The following is a 23,211-nucleotide window of genomic DNA, read 5'->3' as shown; positions in this document are numbered from 1 at the left end:
GCCCCCGCGCCCCGCTGACCTACAAGGAGAGCACCCCATGAGCACCGCCGCCTGCTGCAGCACCACCGCCGAGGAGCCCGCCGCCCTCCCGGTCGTCGACACCTCCTCCTCCGGCTGCTGCTCCGCCCCGGAGCAGGCCAAGGAGAACGTCGAGGAGTCGACCGCGACCTGCTGCGGCGACCAGGACGACGAGACCGAGCCGGTCGCGGAGTCGGGCTGCTGCGCACCGGCGAAGCCCGAGCCCGTCGAGGCCTCCGGATGCTGCGGCCCTCAGGCCCCGCAGGAGGAGCAGGCCGAAGCCGCCGAGGTGCGCACCGGGCTCACCCTGGAGGATGCGCTCGCGGCGCTCGGCGGCGTCGTCCCGCAGGCCACCGACCCCACCCCGTACGCACAGGTGAGCTGGCTGCAGGCGACCGAGACGAGCCTCGTCGGCGCCAAGCCCTGGCACACCGTCGCCGACCGCGGGGAGGGGGACGTCGCCTTCCTGCCCGGCTACGTGTTCGACGCCGACCCGATCGTGGACGCCGACCCCCGCACCTTCCTGGGCTGGCAGCCGGCGGACGGCACCGCGGCCTGCTGCTCGGCCACCACCTCGTGCTGCGAGTCCGCCACCGACGCCGTCGAGGCGCTGGGCACCGACGCGCTCTTCCCGACCCTGCTGCTCGGCTCCCCGCTCGGCTACCGCTCCGAGGCGACCGCCTCCGTCGAGGACCCGCTGCTCGTCGCCGACCTGGTCGACCGCATCGTGCCGGCCGCGATCGAGGCCGGCATCCGCTCGATCACCGCCCCGTGGCTGCACGACAACGCGTACAGCGAGGTCCTGGCCCTCGCGCTCCAGGCCTACGGCGGCGACATCGCCTTCCACGGCGAGAACAACGTGCTCGACCTCCAGCACGACAGCTACGACGCCCACCTGGCCTCGCTGCCCTCCCGCAAGCGGCGTCGGGTCAAGCAGGACCAGGACCGGGCCGCTGACTCCGGCACCCGCATCGAACGCAAGGACCGCGAGGAGCTGCGTCCGCTGATCGGCCGGATCTCCGAGCTCGTCACGATGAACCGCCAGAAGTACGAGGGCGGCGAGGACGAGGCGCACATCGGCGCCCTGCTCACCGCGCTGGTCGACGGCGGTGCCGACATCCGGGCGTACCTGGTGCACAAGGACGACGTCGTCGTCGCGGCCTCGGTGATGGTCCGGCAGGGCAAGCGCCTGTTCGCGAAGTGGGCCGGCTTCGACTACGAGGCGCTGGGCGAGCGCAGCGGCGTCTACTTCGAGATCGGGCTCGACCGTCCGCTGCGCGACGCGTACGACGAGGGCATCAGCACGATCGAGGCCGGCCCGGGCGCCGACGAGGCGAAGCGACTGCGCGGCTTCCGTCCGCGTCCCATCCAGTCCGTGATCCTGGTCGCCGACCAGGCGCTCCGGCCGAAGGTCGCGGAGCTGCACGCCGCCTACGGCCAGGCCCGACGCGAGGCGCTGGGTGCGGGCACCGAGGAGGAGCCGGCGACCGCGATCGGCCGCCTGAAGGCGAAGCTGCTCGGCAACACCGCGTACGAGCCGATCAAGCCCGTGCAGCCCGAAGGCGGTTGCTGCGGCTGACCCGCCACGGCCGCGCATTTCCTGCAACCGGTCCGGTGTGCCTCGCGCACCGGACCTTCCGGGCGTTCCCGCCCCGACAACGGCCGTTCAGTCCGTCCAGCCCGCCTTGGCCGCCAGCACTCCGGCCTCGAAGCGGCTGCGGGCACCGAGTCGCGCCATGAGTTCGGACACGATCCGGCGCTCCGTGCGCAGGCCGATGCCGAGCTTCTTCGCGGCGATCTCGTCGGTCGCTCCCTGGGTGAGCTGGCGCAGGAGTTCCCGTTCCTGCGCGGTCAGGCCGGCCTCGTCCCGGTCCCGGACGCTGCCCAGCGGCGCCGCCCGCTCCCAGACCTGCTCGAACAGCGCCACCAGGGCGGTCAGTACACCGGGGCCGGTCAGCTGGACGGCACCCTTCCTGGTGTTGTCGGGGTCGATGGGCAGCAGCGCCACCTCGCGGTCGAAGAGGACCATGCGCAGCGGAAGGGCGGGGACGGTGCGCACCTCGCCCCCGTTGTCGTGGAGCCAGTGCGCGTACTCCACGGTGGGGCTGTCGTTGCGCACGCTGTCCAGGTAGACGGTCAGGACGCGCACTCCGCGCCGCATCAGGTCCTCGTCGAGCGGCCGGCTGGCCTCCAGGCTGGCCGCGGACTGGGCGCCGCCCGGCATGAACGACAGACACTCGCTGGTGCTGCGGTGGGCCAGCTCCTCGAGCCGGGCCTGAATCGAGTCGATGCCCTGGAGGTACTCGACACCGTGCCGCTCGCCCGTCCGCAGCTCCGCGTACTCGGCGAGCAGGGTGCTGATGGCCGCCTGCGATTCGGCGAACTGCTGCTGTTGCGCCAGGAGCTCGGCCTGCTGTCGCTGGAGCAGCAGCTGAAAGCCGAGGTTCGGGCTGACCGGACGGAGGCCGCCGGGGGCCTGGAGGGAGCGGCGCAGAAGATTCAGCTCGGCAAGCCGGTCCAGGGCCTCGCGTATCTCCGCCTCGGAGCGGGACAGATGGGCGGCGAGTTCGGCGATGCCCCAGTCCTGGTGCGTGAGCATCACGCGGTAGACCGTCTCGGCACCCTCATCCAGTCCCAAACTCGCCAGCACAGCGACCCCCCGGTCCGTGTCTCAATCATCGAGACACCCTCATCAGTCCATCGGCGAGCGCCGATCTTTGCAGTTCAGGGCGTCGGCCGACAAGACGTGTTCGCCCTGAGGCCGGAGGCCACGGTGGCCGCCCGTCTCGCTGCGTCCGACCGGAAATGCCTGCGCTCAGGCAGGTCGTTGCCGAACGCGGTTCATGCCAGCGCATTTCCCTTCCGGCATCGGCGTCTCCTCAGCAAACTGGTGATCACGAAGGTTCGGCGGGCCGACACACCGGATTCCGCGCCTCTCTCCACGCCCCCTTTCCAAGGGATTCCATCCACCACACACGGAGGACAGCCATGTCCGCTGCGCGGAAATCGCTGCGCCTGGCCAACAGGGCGGCCGCCGTCGCCCTGGGCTTCTCCCCCGCCGGCGGGCACGGCTGCGGCCCCAAGTGCCGTCACACCGAGCTGTACGGCGAGATCACCCAGGCCGAGGCTGACCTGCACGTGTGGTCCGTACCCGGACTCACCGCCCGGCCGGGAGGCCCCATGCTGATGGCCACCGCCACCCTTGTCGCGACGGACGCCGCCACGCACCGGAAGCTGCCGGCGGCCGCGGTCACGGACATCGTGTGGGCCTCCGCCAGACCCGACGACGATCTTGAGCATGTCCACGCCCAGTCCACCTCGGGTCGAATCGAGCTGACTTTCTTCCACCGCACCCGAAACCCGGCGGAGGCCATTTCCGCGGCGTGGGAAATCTGCCTGCGCGTGTTGAATTCCAGCCCTTCCCTGGCCCATTGGCGCATCACCGCCACCCCTCGGCTCCCCGACGCCCTCCCCGGCTCGGGCCCCGTTCCCGCGTGACCCAGATCACACACCACCGCGAGGAGAACCGCCCATGAGCGGCATCAACGACCCCCGTCTCAAGGCCGACGAACTCACCGTCGAGACGCTGGCCGGCATCGACCACGACGTGAGGGTGCTCGGCTCGAAGAGCTACACCAACCGGCAGATCGCCGTCGCCGCCCTCGCCGCCCTCTCCGGCAAGGAGGGCGTGATCGACGGCGCGCTGATCTCCGACGACACCGTCTTCTTCACCAAGGCCGTCGAGTCCTTCGGCCACGTCGGCGCCGAGATCGACCACGAGGCCGCCCGCATCACGTTCACCCCGACCGGCCGGCCGATGACGGCACCGCAGGAGGAGATCTTCGTGGGCGGCGCCGGCACGCCGCTGCGCTTCCTCATCTCCATGGCGGGCCTCGCCGAGGGCACCACGACGATCACCGGCAACGCCCGCATGCAGGAACGTCCGTTCGGCGACCTGCTGGCCGCGCTGCCCGGCCTCGGTGTCGACGCGATCGCCGTGCGCGGCAACGGCTCCCCGCCGATCCGCGTCACCGGCGGCAACTTCGTCGGTGGGAAGACGAAGATCTCCGGTGCCGTCTCCAGCCAGTACACCTCCTCGCTCCTGATCAGCTCCGTACTCGCCAAGCAGGACACCGAGATCGAGATCGTCGACGAACTGGTCTCCAAGCCGTACGTCGAGATGACGCTCGCCACCCTCGCCGAGCACGGCATCACCGTCGAGCGCGACGGCTACCGCTGGTTCAAGGTGCCCGCGGGCCAGTCCTTCAAGGGCGGCCACGCGATCGTCGAGCCCGACGCCTCGGGCCTCTCCTACTTCATCGCCGCCGCCGCGATCCTCGGCGGCCGGGTCACCATCCCCGGCATCGGCTCGACCTCCCACCAGGGCGACGTCGGTCTGGTCGAGGTCCTCGGCCGGATGGGCGCCCGCACCGAGGTCACCGCGGACTCGATCACGGTCAGCGGCGGAAGGCTGCACGGCATCGAGGTCGACATGGAGGCCATGCCGGACGTCGTCCCCTCGCTCGCCGCGGTCGCCGCCTTCGCCGAGGGGCCGACCCGCATCACCAACATCGCGAGCCTCCGGGTCAAGGAGTGCGACCGCATCGCCGCCGTCACCACCGAGCTGCGCAAGATGGGCATCACGGTCGACGAGTACGACGACGCCATGACCGTCCACGGCGGCCCCTCGCACGGCGCGGTCATCGACACCTACGACGACCACCGCATCGCCATGACCTTCGCGGTCATGGGCCTGCGCACGCCGGGCGTCGTCATCAAGGACCCCGGCTGCGTCGCCAAGTCCTTCCCCGCCTTCTGGCAGACCCTGGACACCCTGCGATGAGCGAGCCCACCGCGGAAACCCCCGGCATCCTGCTCGTCCTCGACGGCTGGGGCCACGCCGAGCCGGGGCCCGGCAACGCCCTCGCGGTCGCGGACACCCCCGTCCTGGACGGCATCCGGGCCAAGTACCCGGCGACGCTCGTCGAGGCCTCCGGCGAACACGTCGGCCTGCTGCCCGGCACGGTCGGCAACTCCGAGATCGGCCACATGGTCATCGGCGCCGGCCGGCCGCTGGACTACGACAGCGTCCTCGTCCAGCGGCAGATCGACAGCGGCGGCCTCCGCGAGAACCCGCTCCTGACCGAGGTGCTCGACGCCCTCGCCTCCGGCGGCGGCGCGCTGCACCTGGTCGGGCTCGTCTCCGACGGGCAGATCCACGCCCATGTCGACCATCTGCACGAGCTGCTCGCCATCGCCGCCGCCCGCGGCGTCGAGAAGGTCTGGGTGCACGCCGTCACCGACGGCCGGGACGTCGCCGACCGCACCGCCGGCCACTACCTCGGCCGGGTCGAGGAGTTCTTCGCCGCGACCGGCGTCGGCCGCCTCGCCACGGTCTCCGGCCGCGGCTACGCCCTCGACAAGAGCGGCGACCTGGAGCTCACCGCCAAGGTCACCCTGGCCGTCGCCGACGGACGCGGTGCGACGGCCCGCGACCACGGCCAGGTCCTGGCGGGGGCCGGCGACGGCGACGTCTGGGTCACCCCGACCGTCCTCACCGACGCCGCCGGCGCACCGCTGGCGACCGTACGGGACGGGGACGCGGTCCTGTTCACCAACTTCCGCAGCGACCGCATCCAGCAGCTCGCCGACGACCTGGTCAAGCACCTGGCCGAGTGCGACGTACGGATTCTCTCCCTGGCCCGGTACGACACCGAGGCGGACATCCCCGCCCTGGTGGGCCGCGCCGACGCCTCAGGCGGCCTCGCGGACCAGCTGGAGGCACACGGCCTCAGGTCCGTACGGGTCGCGGAACAGGAGAAGTTCGAGCACGTCACGTACTACCTGAACGGGCGCGACGAGCGGCGCCGGGAGGTCGAGGAGCACGTCCGGATCACCTCGGACGAGGCGCCCGAATACACCGCCCGGCCCGAGATGAACCTCGACCGCGTCGCCGACGCCGTGATCGAGGCCGCCGCCCGGGAGGACGTCGCCCTCGTGGTGGCCAACCTCGCGAACATCGACGTCGTCGGCCACACCGGCGACCACGACGCCACCGTGCGGGCCGCCGAGTACACCGACGGCCAGGTCGACCGGATCCTCACCGCCGCCGCGGCAGCCGGCCGCTGGGTGCTGCTCGTCGGCGACCACGGCAACGCCGAGCGGATGTCCAAGCCCGGACCCGACGGCACCCCGCTCGCGTACGGCGGGCACACCACCAACCCGGTCCCCGCCGTCGTCGTCCCCGCCCCCGGGCAGCTACTGCCCGGCGCCCTCCGCGACGGCGGCGGTCTCGCCGACATCGCCCCCACAGTGCTGGCCCTGCTGGGCCGGCCGAGCGGCCCCGCCATGACCGGAAGGAGCCTGCTGTGACCCTCGCGCCCTCCCTCGCGGAGGCGGCCACGCCCGGCGGCGCGCTCTTCGCCGGCGCCTTCGCGCCGGAAGCCGCCCGCCACGAGCTGGAAACCGGACCGGCCCTCTCGGCCGAGGTCCGGATCAGTGCGGACGGCTCGGCCCACGTGCTCACCGTCACGAACCTCACGGCCGAGCCACAGGAGGTGCTGCCCGAGTCGCTCCTCCCGCGGGGGGACGGACCGCTGATGTTCCTCGGCGGAGCCTCCACGACCGCCGAGCGCGACGGCCTGCTCGTCGCGCGCCTCCTCCCGCACGGCTTCGTCCGGCTCGGACGAGCCCTCACCCCTTCCCAGGAGCAGACCGCATGACCATCGCCACGGCCACCGCCACCGGTCCGCGCCCGCGCGTGGCGCTGATCGGAGACCACGGCAAGTCTCCGGCCCACGCCCGGCTCGACCGCTTCCGTGCCGAACTCGACGTGGACACCGAGTGGGTGCCCACCGAGACGATCACAGGCCCGGAGTCGTTCGACGGTTTCCAGGGCATCTGGGTCGTCCCCGGCTCGCCGTACGAGAACAAGGACGGCGTCCTGGCCGCCGTCCGGCACGCCCGCGAGAACGGCATCCCCTACCTGGGGACCTGCGGCGGCTTCCAGCACGCGTTGATCGAATACGCCCGCACGGTCGTCGGCCTCACGGACGCGGACGACGTCCAGTACGACCCCGAGGCGCCCACTCCGCTGATCGTTCCGCTGACGTGCTGCCTCGCGGGCGAGCAGGCGCCGCTGCTGCTCACCGCCGGCAGCCGCCTCGCCTCCGTGTACGACGGAGCCGAGCGCACCACGGAGACGTACCACTGCAAGTACGGTCTGAACGCGGCGTTCGTCGAGCGGCTCACGGACGCGGGCGTCCTGTTCAGCGGCTGGGACACCGAGGGGGCGCCGCGCGCCGCCGAGGTCCCGGGGCACCCGTTCTTCGTCGGCACCCTGTTCCAGCCGGAGCTGGTGTCCGCCCCCGGTGAGATCCACCCCCTGATCACGGCGTTCACCACGCATGTGATCGCGCACGCGGCCGTCACGGTCTGACGTCCGTTCGCACCGCCCAGTCCGCCCCGGCCCGGGTCGGTCACGCCTCCCGCGTGGCCGGCCCGGGCTTCGGCGTCCTTGCCCCCGGCCCGTCCCCACCGTCGCTCCCGCCCCAGATGAGGGCGTGCAGGACGACACGGTGCTCCGGGCTGACGGCGTACCAGACCCAGGTGCCGCGCTTCCTTCGGGTCACGAGACCGGCATCGAGGAGGATCTTCATGTGGTAGCTGACGGTCGGCTGGGCGAGCCCCAGCAGCGGCGTCAGATCACAGACGCACGCCTCTCCCTCGGGCGCCACGAGCAGGACGCTGAGGATCTGCAGCCGGGTCGGGTCGGCGATGCCCTTGAGGTTCCGCGCGAGGACTTCGGCACGGTCCCTGGGCAGCGGATCCACGTCCAGGGGCGCCCCGCAGGTCGGATCCTCGTCGAGGAAGGGGAGAAGCCCCGAGGGATGGTCGGTCACCTGTTTGACGGGCATGTGATCACCCTACGGGCGCCCGACGGGGTGTCAGGCAAGCCCTTTCAGCCTGTTCACCCGTTGTTCGCCTGTCGTTCAGCACGCCCCTCCCGCGCGCTCCGCGGGCACCCCGCCCGGCAGGTGGGTGCCGTACGCGGTTGCTGCCACCTCGAACCCCTTCTCCGCCGGCCGCCGGCTCAGCAGACTCGTGAGCGCCAGGGTCGTTCACCCGCCCTTCGCTCCCATTCCACCCTTCATCCACCAGCAAAGGCACGCCCATGTCTGTCATGTCTCAGCCCCCTCAGGCGCCGTCCCTCCTCGCCGACAAGCGGATGCGCGCCGGTTACGCCGCCACCTCCGCCGCACTGCTGCTCGGCACCGTGCTGACGGGCTGCGGGGGCGCGGCCAAGGCCGACTCGTCCGCCCTGCAGGCCAGCGGGTCGACCACCGTCGCCCCGGTGGCCTCGGACGCGGCCGAGGCCCTCAAGGCCAAGGGTCTGAACATCACGGTCGCCACTCAGGGCGGTTCGGCCGGCGGCATCTCCCAGCTCGGCTCGGGCCAGATCGACATCGCGCTCAGCTCGAAGCCGATCGCCGACGAGGACAAGAAGACCTACCCCAACACCGACTTCGTCCCCACGCAGATCGGCGCCGACGCGGTCGGCGTCATCATCACCAAGGAAGTCGCCGACGCCGGCGTCAAGAGCCTCACCAAGGCCCAGGTGCAGGGTCTGTTCGAGGGGAAGATCACCAACTGGAAGGAGGTCGGCGGCCCCGACCTGCAGGTCTTCGTCTACGACAAGGAGCCCGGCCGCGGCACCCGCGAGGTGCTCGACAAGTTCATCTACGGCAAGGGCAAGGCACCGGCGCCGCCGAAGTCGGCCAACTACGCGGTCGTCGGCGGCAACCTCGAGACGCGCAACAAGCTGGAGTCCACCCGCGGTTCCGTCGCCCCGCTGTCGACCGGCTTCATCGAGGGCCACGACAAGCTGGTCGCCATCCCGCTCGAAGGCATCGCACCGACGAACGAGAACATCGCGTCCGGCAAGTACCCGATGACCCGGCCGCTCTACATGATCACCAACGGCAAGCCGAAGGGCGCCGCCAAGCAGTACATCGACTACATCGTTTCGGCCGAGGGCCAGAAGCTGCTGCCGAAGCACGGCTACCTGACCCTCAAGCAGATGGGGCTCTGACCGTGAGCCTCACTCTGGAGCGCCGCTCGGCGCCCGGAACCGCCGTGGTGCGGCCGCCCGCGGAGGGCGGCCGCCCCGGGCGGGCGAGATGGGTCTGGGGATGGGTGTACACCGGGATGTTCTCGGTGGCGCTGGCCCTCGCGGTCCTGATCGGCTACCTGGCCACCGGCATCGCGAGGGGTCACGTCGACTGGGCCTCCCTGGTCGGCAACCCGACGTGGAGCCCGACGGCCGGCGAGTTCGGCGCCCTGGCCATGATCTACGGTTCGGCCGTCGTGTGCGTCCTCGCTCTGGCCCTGGCCGTGCCCGTGGGCTGGTCGGCGGCGATCGCGCTGTCCGAGTACCTGCCCCCGCGGCTCGCCCGCCCCCTGCGACTGAGCGTCGAACTGCTCGCCGCGGTCCCCTCCATCGTCTACGGACTCATCGGCATCATGGTGATCCGGCCGTTCGTCTCGGCCCTCGGAAACGTGCCCGGCGGTGACAGCCTGCTCGCCGCGGCCATCGTCCTCGCCGTGATGATCATGCCGACGATCGTCGCGGTGAGCGTGGACGCCCTGGCCGCGGTTCCCGGCCGCTACCGGGAAGCCGCCTACTCCCTCGGTCTGACCCGTCGAGAGGTCGTGCGGTCCGCCGTCCTGCCACAGGCGCGTACGGGCATGCGGGCCGGCGTCCTGCTCGGACTGGCCCGGGCGCTCGGCGAGGCCATCGCGGTCTTCATGGTCATCGGCCGGGCCGACGGGCGACTCCCGGAGTCGTTCGGGGAGTTCGTCTCCTTCCTGGTGCGCCCCGGCCAGACCCTGACCACGAAGCTGGCCGGCCCGGAGCCGATGCTCGCGGGCACCTCCGGCCCCTACTTCGCGGCCCTGTGCGGTCTGGGCATCCTCCTTCTCGCCCTGGTGGCCGCGGCCACCGTCTGGGGCACCCGGCGAGCCTCCGACCGCGGCACGGCGCGTGCCGGGCGCACCCACCGGGCCTCCGCCCGGCTGCGCGTCCCGCGTGACCGCTTCACCACGGCCGTGCGCCTCGCGGCACTGCTGCTGCCGGGACTCCTGCTCGTCGGCATGCTGTCGATCCTCGTGACCCGGGGCAGTACGGCGTTCAACCCGGCGTTCTGGTTCTCGCCCTCCACCGGCGCGGCCGGCGGCGGGGTGAGCGAGCAGATTCTCGGCACGCTGCTGCTCCTGGCCACCACGGGCCTGATCGCCCTGCCCCTCGGCTACGGCGCGGGCGTCTTCATCGGCGCGTACGCCTCTCCGAAGGCGGCGCGCGTCCTGGAGACCCTGACGGTGGCCGTCGGCGGCACGCCGACGATCCTGCTCGGCCTGGCCGGCTACGTGCTCCTCTGCACGGCCATGGGCTGGGGCCGGTCCTGGCTGGCCGGGGCCATCGTCCTCGTCCCCGTCGTCGTACCGGTGATCGCCCTGACCACCGCGGGCCGCATCCGCGGCATGCCCGCCGAGCTCACCGAAGGCGCCCTGGCCCTCGGCCTGACCCGCTCGCAGTACATCCGCTCGGTCGTCGTTCCCTACACCTGGCCGGCCACCCTGACGGGGCTGCTGCTCGGCCTGGCCCGGGCCGCGGGCGAGACGGCTCCCCTGATCTTCACCGCCACGGTGTTCTTCGGGGCGCCTGCCCTGCCCAGCGGGGTCTTCAACTCTCCGGTGCAGGCGCTGCCGACACACATCTTCACCCTGTCCCAGGACTCGGGTGCCCCGGAGGCGATCGCTCAGGCATGGGGCAGCGCCCTCGTCCTGGTGCTGATCACCGCGGCACTTCTCGGCCTCGCGGTGGCCTTGCGCAACCGCTTCGAAGGAGCACGACGATGGACCACGTGACAACCGTCGACCACGTGATAGCCGTCCGCGACCTGCGGGTGCTGGACGGCCGTAAGACCCTGGTGGGCCCGGTCAGCTTCGAACTGCCGGCCGGTTCGACCACCGGCCTGTGCGGGCCTTCCGGCGCGGGCAAGTCCACGGTGCTGCGCGCCCTGGTCGACCTGCTGCCGCACGGACTCACCAGGGACGGCGAGGTGGAGGTGCAGGGGCGGCCCGTCCGCCACCGCAAGGGCGACTCCGCCCTGCGCAGCACCGTGGTCCTGGTGCCCCAGACCCCCGTGGTCTTCGGCGGAAGCATCCTCGACAACGCGCTCTTCGGGCTGCGGCACCTGGTGCGGGCGTCCCGGGCCGACATGCGTGAGCGGGTGGAGCAGGCCCTGCGGGAGTCGGGCTTGTGGAACGAGGTCCGGGGCCGGCTCGACGACCCTGCCCAGTCGCTCTCCAACGGGCAGCGGCAGCGGCTCTGTCTGGCCCGCGCCCTCGCCCTGGAGCCGGCGGCCCTGCTTCTCGACGAGCCGACCAGCGCGCTGGACGAGCGGAGCCGGGACACCGTGGAGGAGTCGGTGGCCGCCCTGCGCGGCAACCGGACGGTCCTGCTCGTTTCGCACGACCCGGGTCAGGTGGAACGACTCTGCGACCGTACGGTGCGGATCGAGCTGCCGGCGACGGCGGCTGCCTGAGGTGTCGGGGGCCGGGCCCGGTCCGTCGTGCGGCAATCACGACGGACCGGGCCCGGTGTCATGTCAGCCCGCCGCGACGAGCTCGGTGCCGCCGACCGGGTCGGCGTCGCGGAGACCGGCGAGGTACCGCTCGGCGTCCAGGGCGGCGGCGCATCCCGAGCCGGCGGCGGTGATGGCCTGCCGGTAGGTGTGGTCGACCACGTCGCCGGCGCCGAAGACGCCGGGGAGGCTCGTCCGGGTCGACGGCGCCTGGGTCTTGAGGTACCCCTCGGCGTCGAGGTCGAGCTGGTCGGCGAAGAGTTCGGTGCGCGGGTCGTGGCCGATGGCGATGAACAGCCCGGTCGCGGCGTGGTCGCGCGTCTCTCCGGTGATCACGTCACGCAGGACGAGGCCCGACAGCATCCCGTTCTCGTCCTTCAGCTCGGCGACCTCGCTGTCGAACGCGAAGCTGATCTTGTCGTCGGCGAAGGCGCGGTTCTGCATGGCCTTGGAGGCTCGCAGCGTGGAGCGGCGGTGGACGACGGTGACCGAACGGGCGAAGCGGGTGAGGAAGGTGGCTTCCTCCATGGCGGTGTCGCCGCCACCCACCACGACGATGTCGCGGTCGCGGAAGAAGAAGCCGTCGCAGGTGGCGCACCAGGACACGCCGCGACCGGACAGCTCCTGTTCCTTGGGGAGGCCGAGCTTGCGGTAGCCCGAGCCGGTGGCGATGATCACGGCCTTGGCCCGGTGCACGGTGCCGGTGGAGTCGGTGAGGAGCTTGATGTCGCCGGCGAGATCGACGGAGACGATGTCGTCGTCGATCATCTCGGCGCCGAACTTCTCGGCCTGGGCCCGCATGTTGTCCATGAGATCCGGTCCGTCGATGCCGGTGGGGAAGCCCGGGAAGTTCTCGACCTCGGTGGTCGTGGTGAGCGAGCCGCCGACGAAAATGGAACTGCCGAACAGCAGCGGCTTCAGCTGGGCGCGGGCGGTGTAGAGGGCCGCGGTGTAGCCGGCCGGCCCGGAGCCGATGATGATGACCTCGCGGACGTCGTCCTGGGCTCCGGTCGGGATGCTCGTCATGTGCGCTCAGTTCTCCTGCTTCTCGGAGTGGGTCGCGTCGATGTCGGCGATGAGGCCCTCGATGAGCCCCTGGATCTCGTCCCGGATGGGGCGGACCGCCTCGACGCCCTGGCCGGCCGGGTCGTCCAGCTGCCAGTCGAGGTAGGTCTTGCCGGGGAAGTACGGGCAGGCGTCGCCGCAGCCCATGGTGATGATGTAGTCGGAGGCGCGCGCCGCCTCGGGGGTGAGGACCTTCGGCTTCTGGTCGGAGATGTCGATGCCCAGCTCGGCCATGGCGGCCACGGCGGCGGGGTTGACCCGATCGCCCGGGAGCGAGCCGGCGGAGCGCACCTCGACGCGGTCGCCCGCCAGGTGGCGGAGGAACCCGGCGGCCATCTGGGAGCGGCCCGCGTTGTGCACGCAGACGAACAGCACGGAGGCGAGCGGGGTCTCGGACATCGTTCTTCCTTCACAGCGGTCAGGCGTCAGCCCGGGCTGGCATCAGCCGTCAATGATGTGACAGTATCAGTCCATGCTGACGTCAGTCGACACTGAGCTGATGCGGGTCCTGGCCGACCCGCTCAGGCTCCGGATCGTGACCCTGCTCGCCCACGAGACCCTGTGCACCACGCACCTGGTCGAGGAGACGGGTGCCAGACAGACCAACCTCTCCAACCACCTGAAGGTGCTGCGGGAGGCCGGCGTGGTGGAGACCGAACCCTGCGGCCGGTTCACGTACTACCGACTGAAGCCCGAGGTCCTGGACCTGCTCGCCGGCCAGTTCGCCGGACTCGCCGCCACCGCCCGCGCCAACACCGACTCCAAGAGGTCCTGCCCGTGACCCCCACCGCCCCCGCGCCGGCGTCCGCGCCCGCGGAGAAGTCCGTCGTCGCGAAGCTGTCGACCCTCGACCGCTTCCTCGCCGTGTGGATCCTGCTGGCCATGGCACTCGGCCTGGGGCTCGGCCGGCTGATCCCGGGCCTGAACGACGCGCTCGCGAAGGTCGAGATCGGCGGCATCTCCCTGCCGATCGCCGTCGGCCTGCTGGTCATGATGTACCCGGTCCTCGCGAAGGTCCGCTACGACCGACTGGACGCGGTGACGGGCGACCGCAGGCTCATGGCGTCGTCGCTCGTCATCAACTGGGTCCTCGGTCCTGCCGTGATGTTCGCCCTCGCCTGGATCTTCCTGCCGGACCTGCCCGAATACCGCACCGGCCTGATCATCGTCGGCCTCGCCCGCTGCATCGCGATGGTCGTCATCTGGAACGACCTCGCGTGCGGGGACCGCGAGGCGGCGGCCGTCCTGGTCGCCCTGAACTCGGTCTTCCAGGTCCTGGCCTTCGGCCTGCTCGGCTGGTTCTACCTCGACCTCCTGCCGGGGTGGCTGGGCCTCGGAGAGGGCGAGACGCTGGACATCTCGATGGGGAAGATCGCGCTCAACGTCGCCGTCTTCCTCGGCATCCCGCTGCTCGCCGGTTTCCTCACCCGCCGCATCGGCGAGAAGAAACTGGGCCGGGAGTCGTACGAGCGGACCCTCCTGCCCAAAATCGGCCCCTGGGCGCTCTACGGCCTGCTCTTCACGATCGTGATCCTCTTCGCCCTCCAGGGGAAGACGATCACCTCCCAGCCCCTCGACGTGGCCCGCATCGCGCTCCCGTTGCTCGTCTACTTCGCGGTGATGTGGTTCGGCACCTTCGCCCTCGGCAAGGCGATCGGCCTGCCCTACGACCGCACCGCCACGCTGGCGTTCACCGCCGCGGGCAACAACTTCGAACTGGCCATCGCCGTCGCCATCGCCACCTTCGGCGTCACCAGCGGCCAGGCCCTCTCCGGAGTCGTCGGCCCGCTCATCGAGGTCCCCGTCCTCGTCGCCCTCGTCTACGTCTCGCTGGCCTGGCGCAAGCGGTTCGCCGCCGCCGGGCGGGGAGCCGGCGCATGAGCGGGTCCACGGACGTCGTGGTGATCGGCGGCGGCCAGGCAGGCCTGGCCGCCGGCTACCACCTGCGCCGGGCCGGACTCGACTTCGTCGTCCTCGACGCCCAGACCGCTCCGGGCGGCGCCTGGCGGCACACCTGGGACTCGCTCCACCTGTTCTCCCCCGCCGCCCACTCGTCCCTCCCCGGCCGGCTCATGCCGCCGCAACCGGGCGAGACGTACCCGGACGCGGCCCACGTCGTCGCGTACCTGACCGACTACGAGCAGCGGTACGAGCTGCCCGTCGTGCGACCGGTGAGGGTGGAGGCGGTCCACCGGGACGTCACGCACCTGCGCGTCGAGACGGACTCCGGCACCTGGCGGTGCCGCGCGGTGATCAGCGCGACCGGCACCTGGTCGCGCCCCTTCGTCCCGGCCGTTCCCGGCCGGGCGGAGTTCCGGGGCGCCCAACTCCACACCGTGGAGTACCGGGGCCCGCGCGACGTCGCGGGCCGGCGGGTGATCGTGGTCGGGGGCGGCAACTCCGGCGCGCAGATCGCCGCCGACCTCGCCCACGACACCGACCTGACCTGGGTCACCCCGCGCGAGCCCCGCTACCTCGCGGACGACATCGACGGCCGGGCCCTCTTCGACCACGCGACCGCCCGCCGCCGCGCCCTCGACGAGGGCCGCGCGGACACCGGGGGCGTCGCCTCCCTCGGCGACATCGTCGCCGTCCCGCCCGTGCGCGCGGCGCGTGACGCCGGACTGCTCAAGGCCCAGCCGATGTTCACCCGCCTCACCCCGACCGGCGTCGCGTGGGCGGACGGCATGACCAGCGAGGCCGACGCGATCATCTGGTGCACCGGGTTCCGTCCCGCCCTCTCCCACCTGGCCCCGCTCGGCCTGCGCGGCCCCCGTGGCCACATCCCCACGACCGGTACCCAGGCCTTGGGTGAACCGCGCCTCCACCTGCTCGGCTACGGCGACTGGACGGGCCCCGCCTCGGCCACCCTCATCGGGGTGGGCCGCCCGGCCCGCGACGCGGCGCGGGCGATCGCCGAGCTGCTGCGCTAGGACACGTCGCGGCCGACGACCGGACTGCGGCGCTCGACGAGGACCGTGTCCCGCCAGCGACCACGGTGGCGGCCGATGCGCTCGCGCCTGCCGATGACGCGGAAGCCCGCGCGTGCGTGCAGGGCGAGGCTCGCCGTGTTCTCGGGGAAGATGCCGGACTGGATGGTCCAGATCCCGGCCGCCTCGGTGGAGTCGACCAGCGCTCCGAGGAGGGCGCGGGCGACTCCACGGCCGCGGGCCTCGGGGTGGACGTACACCGAGTGCTCGACGACGCCCGCGTACACGCACCGGCCGGAGACCGCGGAGGCGGCGATCCAGCCGAGTACGCCGCCACCGCCGCCGTCGAGGGCGACGAAGCGGTGCCCGGGGAGCCTGGCCGTGTCGAAGGCCTCCCACGTCGGGACGGTCGTCTCGAAGGTGGCATCGCCCTCGTCGATGCCCGCCCGGTAGATCGCCAGGACCTGCTCGGCGTGGTCGGCGGTCATCGGGGCCACGACGAACTCAGCACCCATCGGACGCCCCCTCCCCCATGATCGACCGCACCGCGCGAGGGAACACCGACAGGCAGGTGCGGTTCACGGCGTACAGGGTCGAGGTGCCCTGCTTCTCCGGGAGGACGAAGCGGACGTCGGCCAGGATCTTCAGGTGGTGGGAGACGGTCGACTGGCCGATCTCCACGCGGTCGACCAGCTGACCGACGGTCATCGGCCGCCCGGCCGCGGCCAGTAGGTGCAGAAGCCGCACGCGGGTGGGGTCGCCGAGGGCACGAAACCAGGTGGCGTACGTGCGGGCCTGCTCTTCGGTGATCGCTTCGGAGGTCTTCATCGATCATCGACGATATTCGATAATGGCTCCCTTGGCCAGATTCCCCGCGTCCTGCGAAGATCGCCCGCCATGGACTACACCCTGCACCGCGTACGGGCCGAGGACTGGGCGGACTACCGGGCGATACGCCTGGCGATGCTCCGGGACACCCCGCTCGCCTACCTGGAGACCGTGGACGACGCGCTCGGCCACCCCGAGACGGAGTGGCGGTTCCGCACGACCCGGGCCGCGAGCCCCGGCAACATCGGGGTCGCGGCCGTGGACCCGGAGGGCTCGTGGGTCGGAGTCATGAACGGCTTCCTGCCGTCGTCCGACACCGCGAAGCTCGTCGGCGTCTGGCTGCACCCCGATCACCGGGGCCCGGCCGGCGGGGTGGCGGCACTCATGCTGGACGAGATCGTGCGCTGGGCCCGGGACGAGACGGCGGCCGAGCGGCTCGTGCTCCTGGTCCACGAGGAGAACCGGCGGGCCATCGGCTTCTACCGGCGCAGCGGCTTCGTCCCGACGGGTCACGAGGAGCCGTACCCGCTGAACGAGAGCCAACGCGAGCTGGAGATGGCGCTTCCGCTGCGGGGCTGACGCGGGCGGCCGTCGCCCGCGCGTCCGGACGCGCGGAAGGCCGGGTGCCGGCGCGGGATCGTCCTCCACCGCTGCCGGCACCCGGAGATCACCACCCGGTGCCCGTCCGCACCTACGCGGCCCCGCTCAGGGCCGCCTCGCGCGCGCCCGCGCCGCACGAGGCGCAGGCCTCGTTCCTCTCGTACTCCTCGGTCTGGACGCCGTACTCCATGGAGTCGAGCAGCAGCTTGGAACCGAGCGACCTGGCCGGCAGGCCGAGGAGGAAGCGCAGGGTCTCGTTGACGGCGACGGCGGAGACCATGGCGTTCAGCGGGCCGTAACTCGGCGCCTGGTAGGACCGGTTGTAGTCGGTGAAGTCGGTGCCCGCCAGGTCACCGCCGTTGTACGAGGCCAGGCTCGTTTCGGCGAAGTGGCACTCCAGGCAGGCCGTCCGACCGGGCACGACGAGCGGACCGACGATGCCCATCGTGTCCAGGTAGCCGGCGCAGGTGTACGGGACACCGGTCCGCACCGATGCCTCGTTCAGCCAGCGGTGTACGTCCTGCGGGGTGTCGGCGGACAGGATGACGAGATCGCAGTCGGCGAAGTGCCGGACGGCGAAGTCGGGTCCGTCGAACACCTCGTTGACGACGTCGACGCGGACTTCGGCGTTGCGCTCGGCGACACGACGGGCCAGGGCCTCGACCTTCGGGGTGCCGACGTCGCCCTCGGTGTAGAGGAACTGGCGGGTGAGGTTCGTGGTCTCCACGACGTCCGCGTCGGCGACCACGAGCCGGCCCACGCCCGCCGCCGCCAGCATCATCGCCACGTTGCTGCCGATCCCGCCGGTGCCGATGAGACCGATGGTGCTCTTACGGATGACTGCCATCGGGTCGCCGTCGAAGCCGGAGACGCCGAAGTAGAGGCGGTGGCGACTGTAGCGCTCCTCCCGGTCGACCCAGTGCGGGGTGAGGACACCTGCGCCCACGAGCTCGTCGAGGAGCTGCCGGGCCTCGTCGTCACCCAGACCCGAGTGGGCAGCCACGATGGCCGGCGCCTCCGACTCCCGGACGGGCTTCGAGAAGGCGGAGAGGACGTGTCGCAGGTAATCCGGGGCGTCCTCGATGACCAGTGCCGCGGGCGGCATGAGGCCGATCATGAGGTCCTTGCCGGGCTGCAGGACGGAGAGGCCCTGCCGCAGGTTGATCGATGTCATCGGGTGCCTCCGTGGGCCGCCGCGGGGGCGGTCGCTTTCAGGGGATTCGTGGCGGACGAGGTGGCGGTGCCGGCGGCGGTCACGGTCTCGGTACGGGGGGCCAGGAGCCGCCCGCCGCCGAGGACGAGGAGGGCCGCTGCGACCGAGAAGACGGAGAGGAAGGCGGCGGCTCCGGACGGTCCGGCGAGGGCGAGCACCGCGCTGACCACGGCGACGGACACCGGCTGCACGGCGGACTCCAGGGACTGCACGGCGGTCATCGTCTGGCCCAGGTGCTCCATCGGCACGCGTTCCTGGATGAGGTTGGAGCGGGAGACCGCGTAGACCATGCCGCAGAGGTTCACGACGAGCATCGCCGTCGCCGCCCCGATCCACGAGGGGACGGCGAAGACGGCGGAACCGAGGGCCATCCACAGGGCGGCCCGACGCATCACGGGCTCCTTGGGCCGGTCGGCGAGCCGTTGGCAGATCAGGGTCCCCAGGAAGAGGCCGACCCCCGCGGCGCTCGTCACGATGCCCGCCTCGGTGGGCCCGTCGCCGTACACGTCCCTTACGGCGAACACGGCCAGGGTGCCGAGGGGTGCGTACACGACCGCCACCGCGGCGATCGAGCCCATGAACCGCCCGGCGCCCTCCGCCCGGCGGAACCAGGTGAGGCCGTCCAGAACGCTCTTGCGCAGGGGCGCGGTGGAGGCGTTCGCGGGTGTGGTCGGGGCGCCGATGGTGAGCACGACCGCGGCGATGGCGAGGAAGGTGAGACTGTCGAGCAGCATCAGCACGTCGGCGGTGGTGACCTGGAGCAGGAACCCGCCGGCCGCGGGGCCGAGGACCGAGGCGGACGTCCAGGCGCTGGCGAAGGCGGCGTTCACCTTGCTGCGGCGGTCGCCGTACACGCGGGGGATGGTGACGAAGGTGGCCGTGCGGGCGAACAGGTCGATGGTGTTCATCGCGTAGGCGATGAGGCCGATCAGCCACACCGCGCCCACGGGGGCACCGGCGGCGACCGGGATCGTGAGGACCAGGCCGGCCTGGAGGAGATAGGCCCACAGCATCATCGCGCGCGGCGACCGACGGTCGGCGAAAACCCCCACGAGAGGGCCGGGAAAGGCCTTGGGCAGCTGGGTGGCGAGAGCCACACCACCCATGGCGGCGAAGGAATGCGTCCGGTCGAAGACGAGGAGGGGGAGGACGATGTTGAAAACACCGTTCCCGAAGGCGTTGACCCACATTCCGGCGAAATGGCGACGGAACCTGGAGTCACGCCAGACGGATGGGGATCCGGACGGCGCCGCGTCCTTCGTTTCCGTGTGCACCATGGGCCGTTCCGCCTCCGAGCGAACGCTGATCCGAAAATGGAAACCGTGAAAGGAAAGCCGTGAGGCTGTGGACAGCCGCTGCCGCGGGCCGGGAGCGAGGGCCGCTCCCGGCCCGCGAGGCAACTGCTACTAGTTGAAGACCCGACCGGAGACGGCCTTGGCAGCGACAACCTTGATGATCTTCAGCATGATGACTCCCTGAGGATTCTCGATGTTTCCCGGGATTCCCTCCCGGTATCGCCTCCGTTTGTTGGCGACGAGTTAATGATGTCCTGCCGAAAGGGCCCCCGGAAGATCTTTTTGTGGCATCAAATGTCCGCGGCAGGAAGCTGCCCGGGGCGACAACGGACAACAGCACCCGACCCTGTTCAGGAAAGGCAAAGGCCCCCCGAGCGGAAAGCTCGGGGGGCCGGCGTACGGCGCTCTCGCGGTCCTTTTCCCGCGTCGTGTCACCGTTTCCGCAGGACGCGCAGGAATCGCGCCGTATGCCGTTCGGCACCCGGGTCGAGTACGAACAGGGGCAGGGCGTGGACGGCGTGGTGCCAGAAGGAGATGTCCATCGTCGCCTTGATGGACGCGTGGAGGGCCAGAGACGCCGCACCCAGCGCCCGGGGGCGTCCGCGCAGGACGATTTGCGCGGCCGGGAAGAGGAGTTCGAAGGCGAGCGTGGCGGCGCTGGCGGCAGCGGCCACCGTCACGGGCCGCCTGCTGAGCCACTTGCCGGCCCGGGTGCCGAGCTCGGCCCAGCTTCCGCGAAGGGTGCGGCCGTCGGCCCACGCGGGTCCGCTCAAGAGCATCTTGGAGAGTCCGGACTGGAAGTAGAGACACCCGTAGTACAGGCGCATCGCGAGCAGCACGGCCGCCGCGACTTCCTCCGCCGAGCCGTCGTCCTCAGCGGGATCGGTCTGCGCCAGGCTGCCGCGCGAGTCGGTCAGGGAGAGCAGGAGCAGGTAGACGTTGAGGTTGGAGTTGTAGTTCCACGCGCGCTGGTCGAACTGCGCCACGTGCCGCTGCACGGCGGCGAACGAGATGTTGGCGGCGAATTTCACGGCCTTGTTCTCGGCGCCGAGCGTCCAGGCGGCCGTCGAGACGAACGCGAGCCGCCGCATGGCTTCGTACTGCTCGGGACTGAGCCGTCCCGGCCGCTCGCGCTCTCCCTCCTCCTTCCGGCTCCACTCGTCGACGAGGGCGTCGCCGGGCGGCAGGTGCCAGAGCGTGTTCAGGACGGCCAGGCCGGTGGTGAGCCGGGCAAGGGCCAGTCGGCGCCGCGCCCCCGTGATCTCAGGCAGCATGCCCCGCCTCCTTCTTCTCGCTCTTCTTCTCGCTCTTCTTCTCCGCTTCCTCGGCGAGAGGTTCGGCGAGCGCTTCGACGAACCGCCAGAGGACCTCCGCCGATTGTCCGGCCACGACCCCGGCCGGGTCGTACCGGTGCACGAGTTCGGCCGACGTCACTTCCGTACGGTCGAAGGGCGAGCAGGTCCGGAAGTCGACCTCGACGAAGTACAGCTCCATCGCGACGAACCGCCGACCGGGGCCGGCCCGGAACGCCGGCTTGACCTCGTCCCACGCCCGCCAGCCGCGCCGGTTCAGCCGCTCCAGCGCCTGCCGGCAGAACCGGTCCCGGACCTCGACGTCGTCCTGCGCGTGGAAGACACGCTCCAGCACGGACACCACGCGGAAGAACTCCAACGGCAGCAGGGACCACGGGTCGGTGGGCCCGACGGTCTCGCCATCGTCCATGAAGAGCCGGACGCGCATCTGCAGCGCCTGGTCACGCTTGTGGTACGCGAACATGTTGAAGGTGCAGAACGGCCACCGGTTGGTGTTGAGGACCGTGTGCACCACCTGGCCGGCGAGATAGACGGACGTCCCCGCGAGGATCGCCCGACTGAGCAGCTTGGCCCGGGGTACTGGGGACACGTGCACTCTCTTTCGATGGGACGTGTACACCGCCCATGCCGGCGCACAATGCGGTCACCGTCGAGTCTCGACCGGCTTGCGGGCCCGCGGAACCCACAACCACTGGCATGAACCGCGCCTGGCACCCTCCTGCCCGCCGAAGTCCCCGGCCCAGGTCACGGGCCGGAGGCAGGGAGAGGGCTGCCGTCGCAGCGGACGACAGGAAGCGCGCGGAGAACGACGACGAGCCGCTCCGCCGCAAGCCGGACCTCGTCCCGGTCGTTCGGACGGGGCTGCCGCGGCAGTTCGCCGTGCCCCCCCTGGGCCGTGTTCCGCACCCTCGTCCACGCAGCGGCGGATCAGGTGGTGGGCCAGGGGATGTCCGTTTCGACGGCGGAGGTGTAGTCGATGCCGGGGACGGAGAAGCCGTAGAGGCGCCGGACCTCGTCGCCGAACCAGCCGAGGTCGGCGAGTTCGGTGATGGAGCCACTGGTGGCGGTGGTCCAGCGTTCCGCGACGGCGCTCTGTACGGCGGGGTCGAGTTCCCAGGTGTCGAGGCGGACCCGGCCCTCGTCGTCGAGGTCGAGGGGGCGCGCGCCGGTCAGGCGGTCCCACAGCTCCACGAGTTGGTCGATCGGGGCCACCATGGCCTCGCCGAGGACACCGCGCAGCAGCCCGACGTACAGGGCGATTCCGGGGATGGCGGTGGAGGACTGGGTGACCGCGGCGGCGTTGACCGAGGTCATGGCCCGGCCGCCCACCGTCTTGCCGAGGCGCTCGTCCAACGTGCGGGCGGTGGCTTCCAGATGGGCCTTCGCGGCGCCGATGGTGCCCTGTCGGTAGATCGCCGCGGTGAGGGGCGAGCCGATGTAGGACAGGGCGGCGGTGGTGAAGCCGTCGGCGAGCAGGGAACGGTCGGCCAGGAACGTGATCCACCGCTCCCAGTCGGCGCCGCCCATCACCGCCGTGGTCTGCTCGATGTCGTCGCCCTCGGCCGGCGCGGTCGTGACCTCCTTCACCTCCGGTGCGCCGTTCTCGTCGAAGACGAGCGTCTTGGTGGTGTACGGCGAGCCGATCGGCTTGAGGACCGAGGCGTACACGTCGCCGGTGTCCGGGTCGGTGCGGCGGGGCGCGGCCACCGAGTAGATCAGGTAGTCGAGCCGGCCCCCGAACCGCTGGGCGAGGAGGTCGGCGACCTGCTCCTTCACCGTGTCGCTGAACGCGTCGCCGTTGACGAAGACCATGTCCCGCCCGTGCCGCCGGGCGAGCCGGGCGGTGGCGGCGGTGCGGTACCAGCCGGCCGTGCCCGTGCGCCGCGCGGGCGCCTTCTCGAAGCACACCCCGATGCCACGGACACCGACACGGGCCAGGCCCGCGATCGTGGCGGCCAGGCCGTACCCGGCGGAGGAGCCGATCACCAGGGCCACCGGCCCTTCGCTCCCTGCGGGAGCCTGGCCGGGAACGGCCCGCCACATCTCGTCGACCAGCTGCCGGCAGCCGGCGGGATGGGAGTCGAGGAACAGGAAGCCCCGGCTCTTGGGTGCGATGACGCGTTCGCTCACGATGTGACTCCCCGGTTTTCGTCTCGGTCAAGGCCACGGCGGCTGTCTCGGCCACCCCGTCCCGTCAGTCTGCGGCCGCGGGGGTGAGGGCCGTGATCTTGATCGGCACAACGATCGCCGACCGGTCTTGGAGGGTTCACTGCCTCCCGTGGGGAGTGTGCGGGGTCCTTCGAC

24 protein-coding genes are annotated in these 23,211 nt (G+C 71.4%); 13 read left to right on the top strand and 11 right to left on the bottom strand.

The annotated features are described in order from the left end of the window. The first annotated feature begins 37 nt into the window (after positions 1-37). Positions 38-1,597 carry a GNAT family N-acetyltransferase gene (locus ACIGW2_RS24185; protein WP_399845780.1) on the top strand — a complete coding sequence of 520 codons (1,560 nt, stop codon included), beginning with the start codon at positions 38-40 and terminating at the stop codon, positions 1,595-1,597. An 87-nt stretch (positions 1,598-1,684) separates the two neighbouring features. Here the strand turns inward: ACIGW2_RS24185 and ACIGW2_RS24180 are convergent, their stop codons facing one another. After that, the gene (locus ACIGW2_RS24180) at positions 1,685-2,656 is read right to left on the bottom strand and encodes a helix-turn-helix transcriptional regulator (RefSeq protein WP_399845777.1); all 972 of its coding nucleotides are present in this window, start codon (positions 2,654-2,656) and stop codon (positions 1,685-1,687) included. 350 nt (positions 2,657-3,006) lie between these two features. Here ACIGW2_RS24180 and ACIGW2_RS24175 point away from each other — a divergent pair, with 350 nt between their 5' ends. From ACIGW2_RS24175 to ACIGW2_RS24155, 5 genes are read left to right on the top strand one after another with little or no spacing between them, the layout of a single operon-like run. Beyond that, a complete protein-coding gene (locus ACIGW2_RS24175) occupies positions 3,007-3,516 on the top strand; it encodes a hypothetical protein (protein WP_399845774.1) in 510 nt (169 codons plus the stop codon). A 34-nt stretch (positions 3,517-3,550) separates the two neighbouring features. Next, a complete protein-coding gene (gene aroA, locus ACIGW2_RS24170) occupies positions 3,551-4,861 on the top strand; it encodes a 3-phosphoshikimate 1-carboxyvinyltransferase (RefSeq protein WP_391656533.1) in 1,311 nt (436 codons plus the stop codon). Beyond that, positions 4,858-6,390: a 2,3-bisphosphoglycerate-independent phosphoglycerate mutase gene (gene gpmI / locus ACIGW2_RS24165; RefSeq protein ID WP_399845770.1), complete on the top strand. Its 1,533-nt coding sequence runs from the start codon at positions 4,858-4,860 to the stop codon at positions 6,388-6,390. Before aroA ends, gpmI begins: the two co-directional genes overlap by 4 nt. Then, complete coding sequence (locus tag ACIGW2_RS24160) at positions 6,387-6,740, top strand: hypothetical protein (protein ID WP_391656535.1); 354 nt, start codon at positions 6,387-6,389, stop codon at positions 6,738-6,740. The genes gpmI and ACIGW2_RS24160 overlap by 4 nt, the downstream gene beginning before the upstream one ends. After that, on the top strand, positions 6,737-7,456 hold the full coding sequence (locus tag ACIGW2_RS24155) for a hypothetical protein (protein ID WP_391656536.1): 720 nt from the start codon (positions 6,737-6,739) through the stop codon (positions 7,454-7,456). Before ACIGW2_RS24160 ends, ACIGW2_RS24155 begins: the two co-directional genes overlap by 4 nt. A gap of 40 nt (positions 7,457-7,496) precedes the next feature. Here ACIGW2_RS24155 and ACIGW2_RS24150 read toward each other — a convergent pair whose 3' ends face one another. Continuing rightward, positions 7,497-7,934 carry an ArsR/SmtB family transcription factor gene (locus tag ACIGW2_RS24150; protein WP_391656537.1) on the bottom strand — a complete coding sequence of 146 codons (438 nt, stop codon included), beginning with the start codon at positions 7,932-7,934 and terminating at the stop codon, positions 7,497-7,499. Positions 7,935-8,200: 266 nt separating this feature from the next. Here ACIGW2_RS24150 and ACIGW2_RS24145 point away from each other — a divergent pair, with 266 nt between their 5' ends. From ACIGW2_RS24145 to ACIGW2_RS24135, 3 genes are read left to right on the top strand one after another with little or no spacing between them, the layout of a single operon-like run. Then, on the top strand, positions 8,201-9,109 hold the full coding sequence (locus tag ACIGW2_RS24145) for a phosphate ABC transporter substrate-binding protein (protein ID WP_391656538.1): 909 nt from the start codon (positions 8,201-8,203) through the stop codon (positions 9,107-9,109). 2 nt (positions 9,110-9,111) lie between these two features. Continuing rightward, entirely contained in the window at positions 9,112-10,944 is a 1,833-nt protein-coding gene (pstC, locus tag ACIGW2_RS24140; RefSeq protein WP_391656539.1) for a phosphate ABC transporter permease subunit PstC, read from the top strand. Beyond that, complete coding sequence (locus ACIGW2_RS24135) at positions 10,932-11,624, top strand: ATP-binding cassette domain-containing protein (RefSeq protein WP_391656540.1); 693 nt, start codon at positions 10,932-10,934, stop codon at positions 11,622-11,624. The genes pstC and ACIGW2_RS24135 overlap by 13 nt, the downstream gene beginning before the upstream one ends. Before the next feature lie 63 nt (positions 11,625-11,687). Here ACIGW2_RS24135 and trxB read toward each other — a convergent pair whose 3' ends face one another. Both trxB and ACIGW2_RS24125 read right to left on the bottom strand, forming a co-directional pair. Next, entirely contained in the window at positions 11,688-12,689 is a 1,002-nt protein-coding gene (gene trxB / locus ACIGW2_RS24130) for a thioredoxin-disulfide reductase (protein ID WP_391656541.1), read from the bottom strand. A 6-nt stretch (positions 12,690-12,695) separates the two neighbouring features. Continuing rightward, positions 12,696-13,127 carry an arsenate reductase ArsC gene (locus ACIGW2_RS24125; RefSeq protein WP_391656542.1) on the bottom strand — a complete coding sequence of 144 codons (432 nt, stop codon included), beginning with the start codon at positions 13,125-13,127 and terminating at the stop codon, positions 12,696-12,698. Positions 13,128-13,200: 73 nt separating this feature from the next. On the opposite strand from ACIGW2_RS24125, the gene ACIGW2_RS24120 reads away from it, so the two are divergent. The 3 genes from ACIGW2_RS24120 to ACIGW2_RS24110 are packed head-to-tail and all read left to right on the top strand — an operon-like array spanning position 13,201 to position 15,661. Further along, positions 13,201-13,509 carry an ArsR/SmtB family transcription factor gene (locus tag ACIGW2_RS24120; RefSeq protein ID WP_391656543.1) on the top strand — a complete coding sequence of 103 codons (309 nt, stop codon included), beginning with the start codon at positions 13,201-13,203 and terminating at the stop codon, positions 13,507-13,509. Then, positions 13,500-14,609 carry an ACR3 family arsenite efflux transporter gene (gene arsB / locus ACIGW2_RS24115; RefSeq protein ID WP_399845896.1) on the top strand — a complete coding sequence of 370 codons (1,110 nt, stop codon included), beginning with the start codon at positions 13,500-13,502 and terminating at the stop codon, positions 14,607-14,609. The genes ACIGW2_RS24120 and arsB overlap by 10 nt, the downstream gene beginning before the upstream one ends. Further along, a complete protein-coding gene (locus ACIGW2_RS24110) occupies positions 14,606-15,661 on the top strand; it encodes an ArsO family NAD(P)H-dependent flavin-containing monooxygenase (protein ID WP_399845761.1) in 1,056 nt (351 codons plus the stop codon). Before arsB ends, ACIGW2_RS24110 begins: the two co-directional genes overlap by 4 nt. Here the strand turns inward: ACIGW2_RS24110 and ACIGW2_RS24105 are convergent. Both ACIGW2_RS24105 and ACIGW2_RS24100 read right to left on the bottom strand, forming a co-directional pair. Then, positions 15,658-16,173, bottom strand: a complete 516-nt coding sequence (locus ACIGW2_RS24105; protein WP_399845758.1) for a GNAT family N-acetyltransferase — start codon at positions 16,171-16,173, stop codon at positions 15,658-15,660. The genes ACIGW2_RS24110 and ACIGW2_RS24105 overlap by 4 nt on opposite strands. Further along, the gene (locus ACIGW2_RS24100) at positions 16,163-16,486 is read right to left on the bottom strand and encodes an ArsR/SmtB family transcription factor (RefSeq protein ID WP_391656546.1); all 324 of its coding nucleotides are present in this window, start codon (positions 16,484-16,486) and stop codon (positions 16,163-16,165) included. The genes ACIGW2_RS24105 and ACIGW2_RS24100 overlap by 11 nt, the downstream gene beginning before the upstream one ends. 69 nt (positions 16,487-16,555) lie before the next feature. On the opposite strand from ACIGW2_RS24100, the gene ACIGW2_RS24095 reads away from it, so the two are divergent. Then, positions 16,556-17,065: a GNAT family N-acetyltransferase gene (locus ACIGW2_RS24095; RefSeq protein ID WP_391656547.1), complete on the top strand. Its 510-nt coding sequence runs from the start codon at positions 16,556-16,558 to the stop codon at positions 17,063-17,065. Between the two features lie 112 nt (positions 17,066-17,177). Here the strand turns inward: ACIGW2_RS24095 and ACIGW2_RS24090 are convergent, their stop codons facing one another. The 5 genes from ACIGW2_RS24090 to fabV all read right to left on the bottom strand — a co-directional run bounded on the left by ACIGW2_RS24090 (position 17,178) and on the right by fabV (position 23,037). Next, positions 17,178-18,260, bottom strand: coding sequence for a HesA/MoeB/ThiF family protein (locus ACIGW2_RS24090; protein ID WP_391656548.1), 1,083 nt, complete (start codon positions 18,258-18,260; stop codon positions 17,178-17,180). Then, on the bottom strand, positions 18,257-19,576 hold the full coding sequence (locus ACIGW2_RS24085; protein ID WP_391656549.1) for an MFS transporter: 1,320 nt from the start codon (positions 19,574-19,576) through the stop codon (positions 18,257-18,259). Before ACIGW2_RS24085 ends, ACIGW2_RS24090 begins: the two co-directional genes overlap by 4 nt. 449 nt (positions 19,577-20,025) lie before the next feature. Next, complete coding sequence (locus ACIGW2_RS24080) at positions 20,026-20,868, bottom strand: hypothetical protein (protein ID WP_399845752.1); 843 nt, start codon at positions 20,866-20,868, stop codon at positions 20,026-20,028. Further along, on the bottom strand, positions 20,858-21,496 hold the full coding sequence (locus tag ACIGW2_RS24075) for a hypothetical protein (RefSeq protein WP_399845749.1): 639 nt from the start codon (positions 21,494-21,496) through the stop codon (positions 20,858-20,860). The genes ACIGW2_RS24080 and ACIGW2_RS24075 overlap by 11 nt, the downstream gene beginning before the upstream one ends. Before the next feature lie 338 nt (positions 21,497-21,834). Then, positions 21,835-23,037, bottom strand: a complete 1,203-nt coding sequence (gene fabV, locus ACIGW2_RS24070) for an enoyl-[acyl-carrier-protein] reductase FabV (RefSeq protein ID WP_391656552.1) — start codon at positions 23,035-23,037, stop codon at positions 21,835-21,837. Positions 23,038-23,211: the final 174 nt, after the last annotated feature.

Origin of the sequence: Streptomyces sp. NPDC053541, from assembly GCF_044544705.1 — a bacterium.
GTDB lineage: Bacteria > Actinomycetota > Actinomycetes > Streptomycetales > Streptomycetaceae > Streptomyces.
The sequence above is the reverse complement of the archived record's forward strand: the minus strand, read 5'-3'. Positions and strand labels throughout refer to the sequence as shown.